Source organism: Microcoleus sp. FACHB-831 (assembly GCF_014695585.1).
GTDB lineage: Bacteria > Cyanobacteriota > Cyanobacteriia > Cyanobacteriales > FACHB-T130 > FACHB-831.
In genome coordinates this window covers 159025-177457 of record NZ_JACJON010000077.1, presented here as the reverse complement: position 1 = coordinate 177457, position 18433 = coordinate 159025, and the positions used below count along the sequence as shown (strand labels likewise).

The 18433-nt window shown below is 38.1% G+C and carries 6 protein-coding genes and 2 pseudogenes; 1 reads left to right on the top strand and 7 read right to left on the bottom strand.

The window, feature by feature from the left end; all coding sequences use genetic code 11:
• Positions 1-115 precede the first annotated feature (115 nt).
• Positions 116-244 (top strand): annotated as a pseudogene (locus tag H6F77_RS25240) (transposase); the annotation flags it as partial.
• Position 245: 1 nt separating this feature from the next.
• On the opposite strand, the pseudogene H6F77_RS25235 reads toward H6F77_RS25240, so the two are convergent.
• The 7 genes and pseudogenes from H6F77_RS25235 to panP all read right to left on the bottom strand — a co-directional run.
• Positions 246-422: pseudogene (locus tag H6F77_RS25235) on the bottom strand (SDR family oxidoreductase); the annotation flags it as partial.
• A 237-nt stretch (positions 423-659) separates the two neighbouring features.
• Positions 660-4727 (bottom strand): non-ribosomal peptide synthetase, encoded by a 4068-nt coding sequence (locus H6F77_RS25230; RefSeq protein ID WP_190491666.1) that lies wholly within the window; start codon positions 4725-4727, stop codon positions 660-662.
• An 84-nt stretch (positions 4728-4811) separates the two neighbouring features.
• Positions 4812-10619: a non-ribosomal peptide synthetase gene (locus tag H6F77_RS25225; RefSeq protein WP_190491665.1), complete on the bottom strand. Its 5808-nt coding sequence runs from the start codon at positions 10617-10619 to the stop codon at positions 4812-4814.
• Positions 10619-13927: a non-ribosomal peptide synthetase gene (locus tag H6F77_RS25220; protein ID WP_242022608.1), complete on the bottom strand. Its 3309-nt coding sequence runs from the start codon at positions 13925-13927 to the stop codon at positions 10619-10621. Before H6F77_RS25220 ends, H6F77_RS25225 begins: the two co-directional genes overlap by 1 nt.
• A gap of 13 nt (positions 13928-13940) precedes the next feature.
• Positions 13941-14981 (bottom strand): TauD/TfdA family dioxygenase, encoded by a 1041-nt coding sequence (locus H6F77_RS25215; RefSeq protein WP_190491664.1) that lies wholly within the window; start codon positions 14979-14981, stop codon positions 13941-13943.
• A 124-nt stretch (positions 14982-15105) separates the two neighbouring features.
• On the bottom strand, positions 15106-16653 hold the full coding sequence (locus H6F77_RS25210) for a condensation domain-containing protein (protein WP_190491663.1): 1548 nt from the start codon (positions 16651-16653) through the stop codon (positions 15106-15108).
• On the bottom strand, positions 16640-18313 hold the full coding sequence (panP, locus tag H6F77_RS25205) for a pyridoxal-dependent aspartate 1-decarboxylase PanP (RefSeq protein WP_190491662.1): 1674 nt from the start codon (positions 18311-18313) through the stop codon (positions 16640-16642). The genes H6F77_RS25210 and panP overlap by 14 nt, the downstream gene beginning before the upstream one ends.
• Between the last annotated feature and the right edge of the window lie 120 nt (positions 18314-18433).

Here is an 18433-nt window from a genome sequence, read left to right as displayed (position 1 = left end):
CCCTTTCGTGAACCTCAATAATTTTTTTCCGTAAATCAATCGAATATGCTTTCATCCCAAATTCGCTGACTCAATGCTAATTAGTGTATCTCATTTATGTGAGAAGTGCTATAATAGGACAACTAGTGGTGGCGTTGAAGGTATCAATAACAAACTTAAACTAATTAAACGCTCTGCTTATGGATTTAGAAATTTTGAAAATTTCCGAGTAAGATGCTTATTAAGCTGGCATTTTAATTGTTAGTTTAGCATAACAAGTGCTGAAGAACCATATTAATTAACTTTTCGGCTACCCATTTACTCTTGGCATAGCCTGTTTCCATAACCTCACCGGGATTGATAATGTCATTTTCGCTAATTATCTTAACTCCAGAACCTTGAGCCGGAGAAATCGAGTTAGTTGTAGAAACAAAATGCACTGGTTTAGTTTTGCGCTTGACGAGTCAAAACTTCTTAAGTACCTAAAACATGGGAAGGTTTAAGTGCAGAATAGGGGTAAATAAAATTCACAAGTGCGCCTGTGTTCTGGCGTAATACTAAAAATTTTTGATTTGCTTAAATTTATGCTGGTGCAGGCATTTACTATGTGCCATCCCCTATTTTAAAAAAATCAATTTTCACCATAAAATAAATACGGAAAATTGATTTTTTGCACAAACTTAAATTTTATCTAAACAACTTTTTAGTTTATTGGCTAAAACTTGTACGTTAGGTTCAGCCATAATTGTATAATGATCGCCAGGGATAGTCTCAATATCTAAGGGTTGAGAAATAAATTTGCTCCAACTTGAACCTAACTCAACTATATTTTTACTAATTTTATCATCTTCCTCAAAAAATCGTTGCTGGTCAGCTTGAAATAAAGTAATTTTTCCATTATAAACTTTACCAACATAATCCATTACAGCTTTTTTATGGCTTTTAATAACTTGTAGGTAAGAGCGGATTTGCTGTAAGTTAATATCTAGATGAATGAAATCTGCTTGCTTCATAATATCGAGAACATAGTTCAACTGTTCTTCTGGCTCAAGTTGACTAACGGTTGCTTCTGAAATCGAAATATTTTTACCAAAAAACTTAGCCATTTCTACGGCTTTGTTAGCTAATAAATAAGCATCATTAAATTCGGTTTCCTGTTGAGATTGATTGCTCAAAATTGGTGGTTTTGTGTCTAATAAAGCTAACAAAGCTACTGTGTGGCCTTGTTGTTGTAGCTGTACAGCCATTTCTAAGGCTATCAATCCTCCCATAGACCAACCACCTAACAAATAAGGTCCTTCTGGTTGTAGGCTCTGCAATGCCTTAACATAGCAACTTGCCATGTCTTCAATTCGGTGATAAGGCTCGCATTCTGCATAAAATCCAGGTGATTCTAATCCATACAAAGGTTGGTCTGTACCTAAATGAATTGCCAAATTATGGAAACACATAACATTTCCGCCACTACCATGTACGCAGAAAAAAGGTTTTTTATTACCTAATGGCTGAATAGGTACTAGAGGAGACCAAGATTTAGAATCTGGCTGTTGACGCAGAATAACGGCTAATTGCTCAATGGTAGGTTTTTGTAATAAAGTGGCTAGTGCTACTTTTCGCTGCAAATGCTTTTCAATCTGAGCAACTAAACGCACAGCTAAAAGTGAATGGCCACCAAGATCAAAAAAGTTATCTTTCACCCCAATTGGGCCAACTTGTAAAAGTTTTTCCCAGATATATTTAAGTTGGATTTCTATTCCATCACGAGGAGCTACCAAAGAGCTTTCTGGTTTTGAATTGAGTAAATCGGGAGTTGGTAAAGCTTGCTTATCTACTTTACCATTAGGCGTTAGTGGTAAAGTTTTTAACCGTACAAATACGGTAGGTAGCATATATTCCGGTAATCTCTTTCTGAGAAAATTACGCCAATCTTCAATAGTTGCTGCTATATCTTTACTAGGTACTATATAAGCTACAAGTCTTTGATCGCCTGTCTGCTCTTCTCGCAATAAAACTACAGCTTGTTGAATACTGGGGTGTTGGCATAGCACTGCCTCAATCTCTCCTAATTCAATTCGGAAGCCTCTAATTTTTACTTGGTTATCAACTCTGCTTAAAAACTCTAAAGTGCCATCTGCTTGATAACGTACTAAATCGCCAGTTTTGTAAATTTTGGGTGACTGTTGACTGGTGACTGTTGACGGATAACTGATAAAAGGATGGGGAATAAATCGTTCAGCTGTTAGTTCTGGCTGATTTAAATAACCCCTGGCTAAACAATCACCACCAATATAGAGTTCGCCTGGTAGGCCAATCGGTACAGGCTGTAACTGTGAGTCTAAGACAAAAACTTGAGTATTGGCTAGCGCTTTACCCAAAGGTACAGTCCGAGAATTTAAATTAATTTGTCCAACTTGATAAGTTAATACCCCAACAGTCGTTTCTGTAGGCCCATAATGATTAAAAATCTTACACTCAGGAGCTAACTGTTGAACCTTCTTAATCAATTCCCAACTGCAAGCTTCTCCCCCTAAAATTAATCGCGCTTTTGGTAATAATTCTTGAGCCGATGGCGAAGTTAGTAGCGCTTCTAGATGTGATGGTACGATTTTGAGACAATCAATCTGATGTTGACGACAATAATCAGCGAATAGCTGACCATTAGTAGCATGTTCGGTAGAAATGATATGCAAGCAACCACCATTACACAAAGTGGGGAAGATAGCTGTATTCCCTAAATCCGCCGCCAAGGTAGAGACTAAGGCAAAACTAGCGTTATCTGGCAGGTCTAATCTTTGTTGAATACTATATACATAGTTAAGAATCTGTTGATGCTCAATTCCTACCCCCTTAGGCTTACCTGTAGAGCCGGAGGTGTAAATAGTGTAAGCTAAGTTTTCCTTAGCGACCTGACTGAGGGGATTGTCATGACTTTGGCTAGTGATTTCTTGCTCATCTGTATCTAAATAAAGAATAACAGGAGGGCTAAGAGCTGGATGTTGTTGTTGAATGATAGCATTAGTTAACAGTATCTGGGCTTGAGCATCCTGTAGCCGTTCTAGCAAGCTTTGTGTAGGAAAGCTAGGATCTAAGGGTAAATAGGCACCGCCTGCTTTCAGAATACCCAAAATCGCTATAATTGCTTCTAATGACCGCTCCAAGCAGATAGCGACAATTGTTTCTGGTTTAACACCTTGTTGTTGCAAGTAATGAGCGATTTGGTTAGTACGAGAGTTTAGTTCCGCATAGGTGAGTTGCTGTTGCTCGAACACAACAGCTATGTTATTAGGCTTGGTTTGTGCTTGTACCTCAAACAGTTGATGAATCAACTTGTCTTGTGGAAAGACTGTTTGAGTATTGTTAAATTCATAGAGTAATTGCTGGCGATCGCGTTGTGTGAGAATATCTAACTGACTAATGCTAACTTCTGGATTAGCGATCGCACTTTCTACTAAAGTTTGAAATTGTTCGGCTAATCGTTTGATATCTTCAACATTAAACAAGTTAGCATCATAGTCAAAAGCAGCGACTAAACTATCTTCTTGCTGGATACAGGAAAGCCTAACTTTAAAACGGTCACTGCAAGCAAACTGCTGATAAATTGAGAAGGTAATGTTACCAGCAGAATACTTTGCTGTTTCCGCTTGGAACTCAAAGCTAAAAGGCAAGTAAACTGAATCAGGATTAATATTTTGCGATTCAGCCAAATTTTGCCATGAAAAATATTCTTGCCATTCTTCTACTTCTTGGACTGATTTGTTAATTTTTTGCAAGATTTCTTTAAATGAGAAGCTTTCTTCTAACTTGGCAGACAGGGGTAAATATTTAGTTAGCAGCCCAATTACTGTTTCTAATTCTTCATATTTGCGCCCGTTCGTAGCAATACCGATAGTTAGGTTAGATTCTTCGGTAAATCTCCCCAATAAAACCTGCCAGCAAGTTAGTAATAAATTAGCAATTGATGAATTGTGTTTTTGCGCGATCGCGTCTAGTTGTGTTAGCAAGCTAGCATCAATCTTGAACTTATAAGAACCAATATGGAACTTAGAAGAATCTGCAAGCAGTTTATTTTCAAAAGGAAGTGTTACTTTTGGTAATGTAGACAGATTATATTTTTTCCAATATTTTTTACCTAATTCTGCGTCTGCATCTTCTAGTAATTCATTTTGCCATTCAGAAAATTGTAAATATTGTACGATTTCTTCACTTGATAGTTCTATACCTTGAACGCACGCATTATAACACTGACTAATTTCCTGAACTAAAATTTTAATCGTATAACTATCACCACAAAGGGCAGGTAAATTTACTAACAAAATATGCTTGTTAGCTGAGAGATTAATTAATGAAGAATGTAATACTAAACCTTCTTCAAAGTTACTGGATATTAACCTGGCTTCCCGAAATAAAGATTCAACTTGGTTGAATTGTGCTTGTGAGTCGCGATGGCTTTGCCTGCCGCCAAAGACGGCATCGCTTAAATCAATTTCTTGCCAAAACAGTGAACTTTTTTCATTTATAACCTGTACAGGTGTTTTAACTCCTGTTGGTTTTAAGAAATGAGTCCGGAGGATTTCTTGACGGCTGACAACTTGTTCTAAAGCTGATTTAAGGATATCTTTTTTTAGATTACCTTCTAAGAGAATAGCAGCTTGAACACAGTAAGCTAAACTGTCTTCTTGTAAAGACCAAACCCGCTTTTGTTGAGGGGAAAGACGAAAACCGTTAATGATTCTTTCTTGGACTTGCATTGTGTTATTTTACCTATTTATTAAAACCCCGCCGGCTTTTATCGTCAGTCCGCGCAGGCGAACTTTGTTTGTGTAGCTTTACCCTTAAGGGTTTGGGCTTATATTTGGCGCAACTTTTATATCTTTACTATTAACAATTTCGCCCATGGTAACAACAATTTTACGCTGCCCTACATAAGGATTTCGTGCGTGTGCAGCTAGCATATTGTCCAGCATAATAATATCGCCTTTCTGCCAAGTAAAAGCAACTTCAGCTTGCTTGTAAATAGCAGTGATTTCATCAATTGCTGATTGTTCAATTGGCGTACCATCACCGTAATAAACGTTACGTGGTAAGTTTTCTTCACCAAATAATGAAAGTAAAGATTCGCGTACCGATGTATCTAAATAAGCAATGTGATGCAACATGATTTGGTTGAAAAATACCCATTCGCCTGTTTTGGGATGTTTAGCGATCGCTTGCCGAATTTCTCTTGTTTTTAAACCGCCATCTGCTTTCCATTCCAACTCAATTCCGTTCTGATCGCAAAAGCTTTCAACTGCTGATTTATCGCTGGTATGGAAAAAATCTTGCCAACTTACATCTAATCCGTTGGTGTAGTTGCGAACATACATTAAGCCTTTTTTGGCAAATTTATCTCTAACTTTAGAGTCGAGGAGTTGATAAATTTTGCGACAATCAACTATTGGCGTTTCTCCCCGTTCCTGCGCTGGCTGTACACAGTAAAACCAAATTTTCATTGGCCATCTGTGCATATGTGAGCTTTCATTATGAAATAAAATTGCTTTATCGGCTGGATAAGGAGTAGAACCGTAAACTTTACCACCTACTCCTTCGCGGGGTAAGTCGCCATATTCAGCAAATAATTCTGAGCAAATAGCTTGAGCAAAGTTTTCAAAATCGGCAACCGCAGTTGCGTTAAATCCTCTGAATAAAATTGCGCCGTGTTTTAATAATTCTTGTTCAATAAATTGACGATTATTTTTAGCCCAATCTATTAAATCTATATCTGCTACATTTGGCTTAATCACCAAAGGTAGTTTTTGATCAGGCTGGAAATATTCAGACTTAATCAATTCTTCTTGGGGGAAGGCAACAACTTTGGGTTTAACAAATTTAAATTTCTTACGATTTGCTTCTTGTCGTTGTTGTTGTTCTTGAATTTGTGTCATCTTTTCTGATTCAGTAAGAAGTTCTAAGGTATTGATTCTGGCATCAGGTTGAGCAGAAATGCTAACTAATAAGGTCTCCAAATATTTAGATAAGCGAGAAATTGTGCTGCTGTTGAATAAATCTGTGTTGTATTTCCAAGTGCCGATGATTCCTGTTTCGGTTTCTTCAGCAAATAAAACTAAATCGAATTTAGCTGTTTCATTACCGACTTCTAGAGGAGCCAAGGTTAATCCTGGCAGTTCTAAAGCTGGCATCGGTGCATTTTGCAAGACAAATAACACCTGAAATAGGGGTGCTTGGCTTGATTTACGTTCCGGTTGAAGTAATTCGACTAGCTTATTGAAAGGTAAATCTTGATGTGCATAAGCTCCTAATGATTTCTCGCGTACTTGTTGCAATAATTGCCGAAATGTAGGATTGCCGCTTAAGTCACTGCGTAAAACTAAGATATTAATAAAGAAGCCAATTAAGGGTTCAATCTCGGCACGATTCCGGTTAGCAACATCAGTACCAATAGCAATGTCATCTGCACTTGTATAATGGTGTAGCAGCGTGTTTAAAGCTGCTAGCAATGTCATGAATAAAGTAGCGTTTTCCTGGCGGCTTAAAGTCTTAAGTTTAGTAGTTAAGTCAGCAGGTAAGAGGAAAGAGTGAGTAGCTGCTTGGAAGGTAGGCGTAGGTTTTGGAGGCAGTTGGTCGGGGAATTTGAGAACAGGTAATTTACTGCCTAATTGTTGCTTCCAATAATCTAATTGGGTTTGTAGGGGAGAATAGCCATTTTCTTGGGTAGTTTCTAGCCAATTTCGCTGCCAAACAGCAAAATCAGCGTATTGGATCGATAATTCTGTTAAAGGTGAAGGTTTACCAGCAGAGAAAGAGGTGTAGAGTGCTGCTAATTCTCGAACTAATACACCTATTGACCAGCGATCGCTAATAATATGGTGCATAGTAAATAGCACTACATATTCTGTTACATCTATCTGTAGTAAGGTAACTCGCAGTAAAGGTGCTTGCGCTAAGTTAAATGAACGTTGCGCTTCATGTGTAGCTAATTGCTGAATTTTTTGCTCGCGTTCACTTATAGATAGTTCTCGCAAGTCTACTATGGGGATATCTAGGGTGATAGATTCAGCAATAATTTGAATCGGTTGTGCTTGTGCAAAACCAAAGCTGGTTCTTAAAACTTCATGCCGTTTGATGATCTCATTGAGACTTTGCTCTAATACTGTGATATTTAACGCACCTTTAAGACGTACAGCAGCAGGAATATTATAAGCAGGATCTCCAGGTTTTAATCGATCTAAGAACCACAAACGCTCTTGAGCAAATGACAATGGTAGAGACGTTGTATACAACGTCTCTACATGGCGAGGGACGTGCTGAATAGCGGGAATTTCTAGTTTTTGCTGCGTGCTATTGCTGTTGATATATTCGCTTAAACCAGCGACAGTAGGCGATTCAAATAAACAGCGTAAGGGTAATTCCACCTCAAATGTTGCGCGTAGATGGGAAATAACCTGAGTTGCTAATAGAGAATGTCCTCCCAACTCAAAAAAGTTATCGTGAATTCCTACTTGCCGAACTCCTAAAACTTCCGTCCAAATATTAGCAATGATTTCTTCAACCTCAGTGCGAGGTGCAATGAAATTATTATCTAATTCCAGATTATTATTTTCAGGAGCAGGTAGAGCGCGACGATCAATTTTGCCATTGGGCGTGAGAGGCAATGCTTCTAACAGCACAAAAGCTGAAGGTATCATATATTCTGGCAATTTCTCTTTTAGAAATTGGCGTAGAGAATTTGCTGGCAATGCTTCGCCATTAGTGACAATATAAGCTACCAGTCGCTTATCACCTGGATGATCAATTGCAACAACTACAGCTTGTTGTACTTCTGGGTGGTGAGTTAGTAACGCTTCAATTTCACCTAATTCGATGCGGAAACCACGAATTTTAACTTGATGATCGATACGTCCGAAAAATTCAATTGTGCCATCAGGTAGATATCGGGCTAAGTCTCCAGTTTTGTAGAGTAGATTGGAACTATCAACTAAATTTTTTGCTTTATAGTTGCATTCTGACAAAAGTAACGGGTTAGCAATAAACTTTTCTGCTGTTAATTCTGGTCGATTTAAATAGCCTCTAGATAAACCACCGCCACCAATATGTAATTCACCAAATACACCTACAGGGACAGGTTGTAAGTAGCTGTCTAGTATGTAAGTCTGGGTGTTGGCAATTGGATGACCGATAGTTATTGGTTGATCTTGGTATTTAATTTCATGGATAGTAGACCAAATTGTAGTTTCAGTAGGGCCATACAAATTCCAAAAGCGATCGCTTCTTGCAAGTAATTGGTTTGCGAGTTGTTGAGGTAAGGCTTCACCACCACAAAGAATATTTAAGTTTTTGCTACCTTGCCATCCTGCTGCTAATAGCATTCGCCAAGTAGCTGGTGTAGCTTGCATAAATGTAGCACTACATTTATTTAATGTTTCTAATAACTGGATGCCATCAGCAGCTACTTCTCGACTAGCAATAACAACAGTAGCGCCAACAATTATGGGTAAAAATAATTCCAGTCCAGCAATATCAAATGATAAGGAGGTAACAGCTAACATGACATCTTTTGTTGTTATTCCTATTTGCTGACGCATAGAACATAAGAAGTTGACCACAGAAGCGTGGTTTATTTGAACTCCTTTGGGTCGTCCTGTGGAACCAGAAGTATAAATTACATAAGCAAGATTAGTGGGTTTTGCAAGGGAATTTATACTTTTAGTTTCTTGCCATTGCCAATTATCTAAACAAACAGTTTGGGCGCTATGGGATGGGAGAGTATTTAATAGATGTTTTTGGGTTAATAATACTGTAACTTCGGAATCTTCCAGCATCAAAGCTAAACGCTCTGGCGGATATGCTGGATCGAGAGGTACATACGCGCCGCCTGCTTTGAGAATGCCAAGCAGTCCGATTATCATTTCTAAGGAACGATCTACACAAATACCTACAGGTATCTCTGGTTTTACAGCTAACTTTTGCAGGTAATGTGCTAGTTGGTTAGCGCGTTGATTGAGTTCTTTATATGTAATCTTTTGGTCAGCAAATACTACAGCAATCTTTTCAGGGTATCTCTCTGCTTGCTGTTCAATTAACTGATGTAAACATTTATTTTCGGAATAAGTTGTTTGCGTATTATTCCAATCTACTAATATTTGCTGCTGTTCTGTAGCTGTCAGTAACGGTAATGTAGAAATAGGGCAATCGGGATTAGCAACAATGCTTTCTAGCAAGATTTGAAAATGTCTTGCGATGCGCTGTATTGTGCTGGCATCAAACAAATCTGTCCTGTATTCAAACACGCCATTAATGCCGTCAGCTTCTTCCCATAAATCTAGTGATAAATCAAACCGCGATGTTTTGCGTTCTAATTCTTCAGGTGTAAGAGTAACTTCGGGTAGTTCTAAAGTCGGCATTTTGATGTTACGCAAACCAAACAATACCTGAAAGATTGGGTTATGACTGAGGTTGCGATTTGGTTGCAGAACTTCAACTAGCTTTTCAAATGGTAAATCCTGATGTTTGTATGCGCCTAAAGCTGTTTCTCGGACTCGCGCTAATAAGTCTTTGAAGGTGGGTGTACCAGATAAATCGGTACGCATTGCCAAAGTGTTAGTAAATAACCCAATTAATTTTTCGATTTCTTGGCGCTGACGGTTGGCAATGGGAGTACCAACTAAAATATCTTCTTGCCCTGTGTAACGGTAAAGCAAGATATTGAAAGCTGCCAGCAGTGCCATAAATAAAGTTCCACCTTGTCGCTGGCTTAATTCTGTTAATGCTTGAGTGAGGTTTGGGGGTAGAACAAACTTTTCTACCGCACCTCGGAAAGTTTGCACTGCTGGACGCGGGCGATCGCTTGGTAAATTTAAAATAGGAAGGTCGCCACTTAGTTGCTTTTGCCAATATTCCAGTTGATTTTCTAATTCTTTTCCTTGTAGCCACTGGCGCTGCCAAACCGCAAAGTCAGCGTATTGGATATTTAATTCAGGTAGAGGCGTAGAGACGTTAGACGAAACTTCTTTACGAGCAAATGCAGTATATAACGTTGCTAATTCTTGAATAAATATCCCCGCAGACCAACCATCAGAGATGATATGGTGCATACAGAATACTAATAAATATTCTGCTTCATTTAGATGTAGCAAGCTGACTCGCAATAAAGACCCTTCTTGCAAATCAAAGGGGCGTTCTGCTTCTCGATTAACGAATAACTGTACTTCCTCATCACGCCGACTTTCAGGCATTTCCCTTAAATCAATTACGGGAATAGTTAATTTCAGGCTAGGAGCAATAATTTGTGCAGGTTGCCCATCGACTACTTTAAAATTTGTGCGTAATATTTCGTGCCGTCTGATGATTTCATTAAGGCTTTGTTCGAGTGCGATCGCGAAGTGCAGCGGCGAAGCGCAGATCGCATTCAATTTTCCAGTTACACGACCCACTGAACAAATATTGTATGTTGGGTTGCCAGGATCTAATTGGTCAAAGAACCACAACCGTTGTTGAGCAAAAGATAAAGGGAAACAGTTAGACTCGCGGCTTTGGCGAGTAATTTCTATGGGGTTGATATTTTCTTGTTTGTTATTCAGTCGTTCGAGTAATAAAGCGCGTTTTTCGGGAGAAAGTTCAGCAATACGATTAATTAAGTTACTCATTAGTTAATCCCTCCATTAGCAAGTATTTTTTGAACTTCCTCCTGGGAAAGTTGTTCTAGTTCTGCGACCATTTCAGCCATCATTTTTTCATCTGCTTGTTCAGATATTTTTTGGGCAATAACTACAGCTAAACCTGCAACAGTAGGCGCTTCAAATAAATGATGTAAAGGTAAATCAATTTGGAAAGCTTGGCGCAATCTGGAAATTACTTGAGTTGCAAGTAAGGAATGTCCTCCCAACTCAAAAAAATTGTTGTAAATTCCTACTTGTTCAATTTTTAAAACTTCTGTCCAAATAGCAGCTAAAGTTTCTTCAATATGGTTGCGCGGAGCAACAAAAGAACCTACTAAATTAGCTTGCTCCGGTGCTGGTAGAGCTTGCCGATCTACTTTACCATTGGCAGTTAAAGGAAAAGTTTTTAGCTGCACAAAAGCTGACGGAATCATATAATCAGGCAGCTTTTGTTGTAAAAATTCTCGTATAGGTTTCCCCTGTTGTAGAGAGGTTGTATGCAACGTCTCTACATTTTCTGAACTTGGAAGAAAGTAAGCAATAATCCGCTTTTCTCCAAGTGCGTCTTCTCGGGCAATTACTACTACTTGTTTTATATCTGGATGCTGTCTAATTGTTGCTTCAATTTCACCTAACTCAATGCGAAAACCTCTAATCTTAATTTGATTGTCAATTCTGCCTAAAAATTCAATATTTCCATCCGGTAAATAACGGGCTGCATCTCCAGTTTTATAAATGCGGGAATTAGGGCGATCGCTAAATGGATTAACAATGAATTTTTCTGCCGTTATTTCTGATTTATTTAGATACCCTCGCGCTAAACTATTGCCACCAATATAAAGTTCTCCTGTTACGCCTATTGGTACAGGTCGAAGGTGAGAATCGAGGATATAAATTTGCGTATTCGCTATGGGGCGACCTATGGGAACCGTCTCAGAAATATGACGTAGGTTATTATCGCTAACTTGATAAGTGAGTACTCCGACAGTTGATTCTGTTGGCCCATAGTGGTTAATAATGAGGCAATCAGGGGCGTATTTCTGAATGCGCTCGATTAAATCCCAATGGCTAGCTTCACCACCTAAAACTAAACGCTTACGAGGTAAGATTGATGCTGCTTTAGGAGAGGTTAATAAAGCTGCCAGATGCGAAGGGACAATTTTAAGGCAATCAATAGAATGATGCTCGAAATATGCTGCTAGTGTTTCGGGATCGGAGGCTACATTTTGAGGGATTATATGTAAGCAACTACCTGTACATAAGGCGGGGAAAATAGCGGTATTTCCTAAGTCGGCAGCAAAGGTTGAAACCATTGCAAAGCTAGAAACAACGGCTAAATCTAACCTGGGTAGGATGCCATATAGATAATTCAGTATTTGCTGATGTTCGACTGCAACTCCCTTCGGTTTGCCAGTAGAACCCGATGTATAAATTACATAAGCTAGATTTTCTGTTGTGGCTATACTGCTGCAATTTTGATTGCTTTCTTGAGCAATTTCATCCCAGTCTGTATCTAGACTAATTATATTAGGAGTGCAATCGCCTAATTTATTTACTAAACGCTGTTGCGTTAATAATACTGGCGTTTGTGCATCCTGCAACATCAGTTTTAAACGTTCCGTTGGCATTGCTGGATCTAGTGGTAAATATGCACCACCAACTTTAAGAATGCCTAGCATTGAAATGACTATTTCCAGGGAACGTTCAAGGCAAATTCCTACAATTACCTCTGGTTTAACTCCTCGTTTTTGTAAGTAATTCGCTAACTGATTAGCTCTTTCATTAAGTTCTTTATATGTTAATTGCTGATTTTCAAATACCAGAGCAATTTGATCTGGTGTACGTGCTGCTTGTTCTTCAAATAACTGGTGAATACATTTATCACTAAAATAATCGACTGATGTATTGTTGAAGTCGATTAATAGTTGTTGACGAGTAGCATCTTTTAATAACTCTAATTCACCAATAGTAAATTTTGGATTGTTAACAGCACTGATTAACAATATTTCAAAATATTCTGCTATCCGTTTGACATCTGTTAAATCATATAAACTGGCATCATAATACAATTGAAAATGAATTTCATCATTTTTTTGTAAACATGACAGTTTGATTTTAAATTTGGTAATGCAGGAATAATGCTTATATATTGAAAACGAAACGCCCGCATTACAAGATTGATTATCTACTTGCTTAAATTCAAAACAAATGGGTAGAAATGGCAATGTTTCTTCTTTGGAGATAAAATCATCCCAGTGAAAATATTCTTGCCATTTACACGCATCACTATCCGCTTGATGAACTTGTTGTAATAGTTGACTAAATGGTAATTGCTCGTCTAACTGACACTGAATTGGCACATATTTAGATAATAAACCTAAAGCTGGCTCTAATTCCTCATATTTCCTACCATTACAAGCGACTCCTACAACTAAATCGGACTGTGCCGTTAGTTTCCAGATTAATACTTGCCAACAAGCTAACACAAAAGTCTCATTTGATATTTCATGACTTTTTGCTAAAGCGGCTAAATCTTTAGATATAGTTGGACTCAGCTTTAAGCCTAACACTTTTGGCGCAAACTCTAAATTAAGAGCAGTTTTACGCTCAAAAGGCAAATGAATCCTGCTTAAATTACTAAGGTTAACTTTCTGCCAATATTCTTTACCTTGGGCTGTATCTTCGGTTAGTAATTCATATTGCCATTCAGCAATATCAGCATATTGAAGTGGTTGTTCCTCAATCTCTTTTCCTGCTAAAGTTGCTGAATAACAACTGCTAATCTCATCAACTAAATTAACCAGTGTAGTCCTATCAGCATTCATCGCCGATAAGCTTAATAATAATATGTGCTTGTCTGCTGACCAAGTTACTATAGATGCAGACAAAGTTGAGCCTTTTTCTAAATCCAAAGGCTGTTGGAGCATTTCCTGAAAAATAAAATCAGTTTTGTTTTCTTGAATTTCTAATTCTAAATTAGTTAAATCATGTTCATCAATTTCAAGTGGACAATAATCATTAATCACTTGTAACGGGATTGTCATCCCAGGTAAGCACTTAAAATTAGTGCGAAGAATTTCATTGATATTAACTACCTTTTGTAAAACTATATTTAAAACTTCTTTATTAAAATTTCCTTCAATCAGAATCCCAGCTTGTACGCGATAAGGTATGCTTTCAGTTAGTTGTTGTAATGTCCACAAACGCTTTTGTTGTGGGGAAAGTCTAAAGCCTTCTAATGTTTGATTTGACATCTCTAAAATTCCTTCCTTATTTAACTTCCACTCAACAACCAAAAGTCAGAACTGATTAGTTTACAAAAGGTTCAGCCATTCCTACAACAATTTTGCGTGTACCTGAAAATGGCATTCTTCCATGGGTAGCTAACATATTGTCTAATAACAATACATCTCCTTCTTTCCAAGGAAAGATGATTGTTTCTTCCTGATAAACTTGACGAATTTCTACTAATACATCATCTGGGATTGGAGTACCATCGCCGTAATAAGCATTACGCGGTAAATCTTCTTCTTTAAATGAGGATAAAAGCTCTTGACGAATGCTTGGTTTTAAACTGGAAATATGAAATAGATGTGCTTGATTAAACCACACCATTTGTGATGTTTTTGGATGTTGGGCGACTGCTTGACAAACTTGCCTTGTTCTTAAACCGTCATGTTTCCATTCAAACTCAATTTCTGCTTGCCGACAATAATTTTCTACTTCAGACTTGTTATCTGTATTGAAAACATTTTGCCAAGGTAAGTCTATCCCTCCTCCATAGTTTCGCACATACATGACACCTTTTTCTATAAATTTATCTCTAATTTTTTTAGAAATGCGGTTAAAGACTTTGTGGCTATCAGCTATTGGTGTTTCTCCGCCATATTGAGATTTTTTGACACAATGAAAAGCTATTTTCATGGGCCAGTTAAGAGAGTATGACATCTCGTTATGTTGCGGGATGATTTGATCGGCTGGATATTCTGTTGAGGTGTAGATATTGCCGCTAACTTGACTACGTGGGGTTGAGCAAAAAGAGTATTCTAGTAAGTCGCCAGCAATAGTTTTGATAAATTCTTCACAGCAGCTTATTCCATCAATTTTAAAGTTGCGAAGTAGTATGCCTCCATGCCATAACAGTTGTGAATTAATAAATTGCTGATTGTATTCAGCCCAAGTTACTAAATTTAACCCTTCTAGAGTTGGTGCAATTACTAAAGGTAGTAATTTACCAGTGTTAAGATATTCTGTGGTGATTAAGGATTCATGGGAGACACTAACAGCTTTGCGACGGCTGATGTTTCCTAATTTGCTGATTGAGGGTTTTCCGATTTCTGGGTTTGCCATGATTTGTTTTGTGAATTAAGTAGATTTATTGCAAGAATTATAGTTTTTTAGAACGCAGATAAAAGCAGATGCACGCAGATTAACGCCGATGATTTTTTGAGATAATTGTGCTGGTTTAAGCAGTTTAGCTGTGGATGGCTTTGCGTTTGATGCTTTTTAATTTTTGAATGTTAGCAGTTTGCATTTCTTGTTCTTGGCTAAGTTGTTGTTGTTTGTCAGTTTCAGCGATAATTGTTGCTAATTCAGATAAGTTACTGTTGGGTTGAATTACTACTTGGTGTAAAAGTGTTTGAAAAGATTGCGCTATTCGAGATATTGTCGCCCGATTAAATAAGTCTGTTTTGTACTCAAAGGTGCAGTGCCAACCTGATGCACTTTCCCAAATATCTAAAAGTAAATCATGCCTTGCTGTTGTGGTTTTACTATCTAGCAACCTCATTGTTAAGCCTGGAAGTTCTAAGGGTGGAGTGGGGGTATTTTGAAGTACAAACCAAGCTTGATATAAGGGGTTTTGACCGATTTTTCGTTCTGGTTGTAGTTCTTCTACCAGTTTCTCGAAAGGTACGTCTTGATGGGCATAAGCTTGTAAGCAAACTTGGCGCGATCGCACTAACAATTCCCTAAAAGTCGGATTTCCGCTTAAATTGGTTCGCAACACCAAAGTATTAACAAAAAAGCCAATTAAGCCCTCAAGTTCAACACGGCTACGGCTAGCAATCGGCGATCCCAATCTAATATCTTCCTGCTTTGTGTAGCAGTAAAGTAAAGTTTGAAATCCTGCCAGTAAAGCCATGAATAAAGTTACTTCTTCCTGCTGGCAAAGATTTTTAATCGCTTCAGTTAAGCTGAGGGGTATTACAAATAAATGCTGCGCCCCCTTAAATGTGGGAACAGTTGGGCGTATGTCTGTAGGTAACTCTAAAACAGGTAAAGCACCGCCTAATTGTTGTTTCCAATAACTTAACTGTTTATCTAGTTCTTCTCCTTGTAAATATTGGCGTTGCCAAACAGCAAAATCTGCATACTGAATAGGTAATTCAGGTAAATGAGAAGATTTAGCAGTACAAAAAGCTGGATAAAGTGCGGCTACTTCTCGGATGAGGACACCCATCGACCAACCATCCGAGATAATGTGGTGCATTGTAAATAGCAACACATACTCGCTGTCGCTTAGTTGTAACAACTTCCCGCGTAGCAATAACTCCTTGCTTAAGTTAAATGGTGTTTGTGCTTCTTCAACAGCTAAACGTTGAATTTCAGCTTGCTGTTTTGTATCCGCTAAAGCTTGTAGATTAATGATGGGCAGGGTAAAAGTAGCAGTGTCAGAAATTACTTGTACTGCTTCCCCATCTACCAGCGCAAAATTAGTGCGTAAAACTTCGTGTCGCTGGATAATTTCTTGAAAAGTTTGTTCTAACGCCGCAATATTTAGCTGACCTTTGAGAGATACAGCCGCAGGTAAATTGTAGGCGGGATTACCTGGAGATAGTTGAGCCAAAAACCAAAGTCTTTGTTGTGCAAAAGATAGGGGAGAAGGATTTAGTTGAGAACGTCTTGGAATAGTATTGGATTCTTCTGTAATTGCTGCTTCTTCTCGCAACGCTTTTAGAAGTAGTAACCGTTTCTCAGGTGAAAGATTTTTTAATCGTTCTAAGCGATTAGAGGTTGTCATCATTAACCTCCTCATTAAATGTAATCACGGGAAGCTTTGCGGCGGTTTTTATTTGATCGTTCAGTACTGCATCAATATCAGCTTCAGTAGTTAAAGGATTAGCCAGAACTACGCGCAATGCAACAATTGGTACTCCTGCACCATAGGCAGTGTTTTCTAATGTTGTGCGTGAGACGAAAGTATTACCAGCTTGGCGCTGGGCATTTTGCAACAACTCATTAAAGTCATTAATTGCTTGATTGTCAGATGTAGTTAATTTTCCTTGAGCAGTTTTTTGTCTAAATGGTTCTGGAATATAGCGGTATAGCAGAATATTAATTTCTGGTTTAAACAATAATTCAAATTCTGGCTTCCTGTTAATTTCATTAGCAAGGTATTGAGCTTTTTTAATGCCGGAATCAATTAAAAATTCATAACCTTTATGCCCAATGATATTTAATGCAGCTTGTAAAAATAAGCTCATTCCTGGGCGGGAACCTTCTAAGCTGCGTTTACCTAAATCCGGTGATTCTTTACGAACAGTATAACGGGCGGTTTTTTCAATATATTTTGCTAAATGGGGATTTCTTAAAATCACCATGCCTAAACCCATTGGCAAATACAGTTGTTTATGTCCGTCAATTGTGACGGAATCTGCTAATTCTATGCCAGCGAGTTTATGTTGATTTTGTTCAGAAAAAAGAACTGCGCCACCCCAAGCAGCATCGACATGAAAATTGATATTATATTCTTGCGCGATCGCACTCATTTCAAGCAGTGGATCTATCGCCCCAGAATCAGTAGTTCCAGCAATTCCAACTAAAGCAATAATTAATAGATTGCGTTGACGACACTCGGTTATTGTTTCTCGCAGTGCAGCTAGATTCAGCCGATGATTTTGGTCTGTGGGAATTTTAATTAAATTGCGATCGCCTATTCCTAATAATCCCGCAGCTTTCTCAAAAGAGTAGTGCATTAAGCTAGAGCCAATTATCACCGCGCCCTGATATCCATAAAAGTTTAACGCCGCAGCTAAACCTTCATTTTCTACACCACCAAAATCATCTTTTGCTCCTAACAAAGCATTCCGATAGCACCACATGGCGGTAATATTAGCCAGTGTTCCACCAGTTACCATCATCCCCAACGTACTCTCACTATTTTGAGTATGTTGAGTATAAAAATCATCACCAAAACCGTAAATTAAGCGGTGCATCATCGCCAAAGCTTGGCGTTCATAAGGGCTAAATGCTTTGGCGGTTTCCACCTTCACTACATTTTGGTTCATCGCTGTCATTAGCTTCCCTAATGGCTGGAAAAAATAGGGAAGCGAACTTGTCATGTGACCGATAAATCTGGGTGAAGATACATGGATCGAATCAGCGACAACATTAGTAGCTAAATCTTCTATATAACTATCTATGTCAGTTGGAAATAGAGGAAGTTTACTATCAGCAAATTTTTCAACAACTGATTCTAAATCTACGTCTCTACTAATTTGTTTAGCTTCTAAAAAGCTTTTAGTAATTAAGTCAATCCTGGTTTGTAATTCTGTTTCTGCACTTGATTCTTCAGTAGCAGAAAATAAATTAATAATTTGTTCTTCAAACCTGTCCTGCAAACCACCAGATGGTTGCCCACCTTGATAAATTTTTTGCACTTCTATTGTTCCTTCATTCATTTGCTTCACTTCCTAACTTCGGGAATTATCCGGTTACTTAAAGGTGCAATATTATTAACCGGACAGGTTCTCAGTTGATTTACTGCAAAAATCAGTTATTACATCTGTGTATATCTGTAT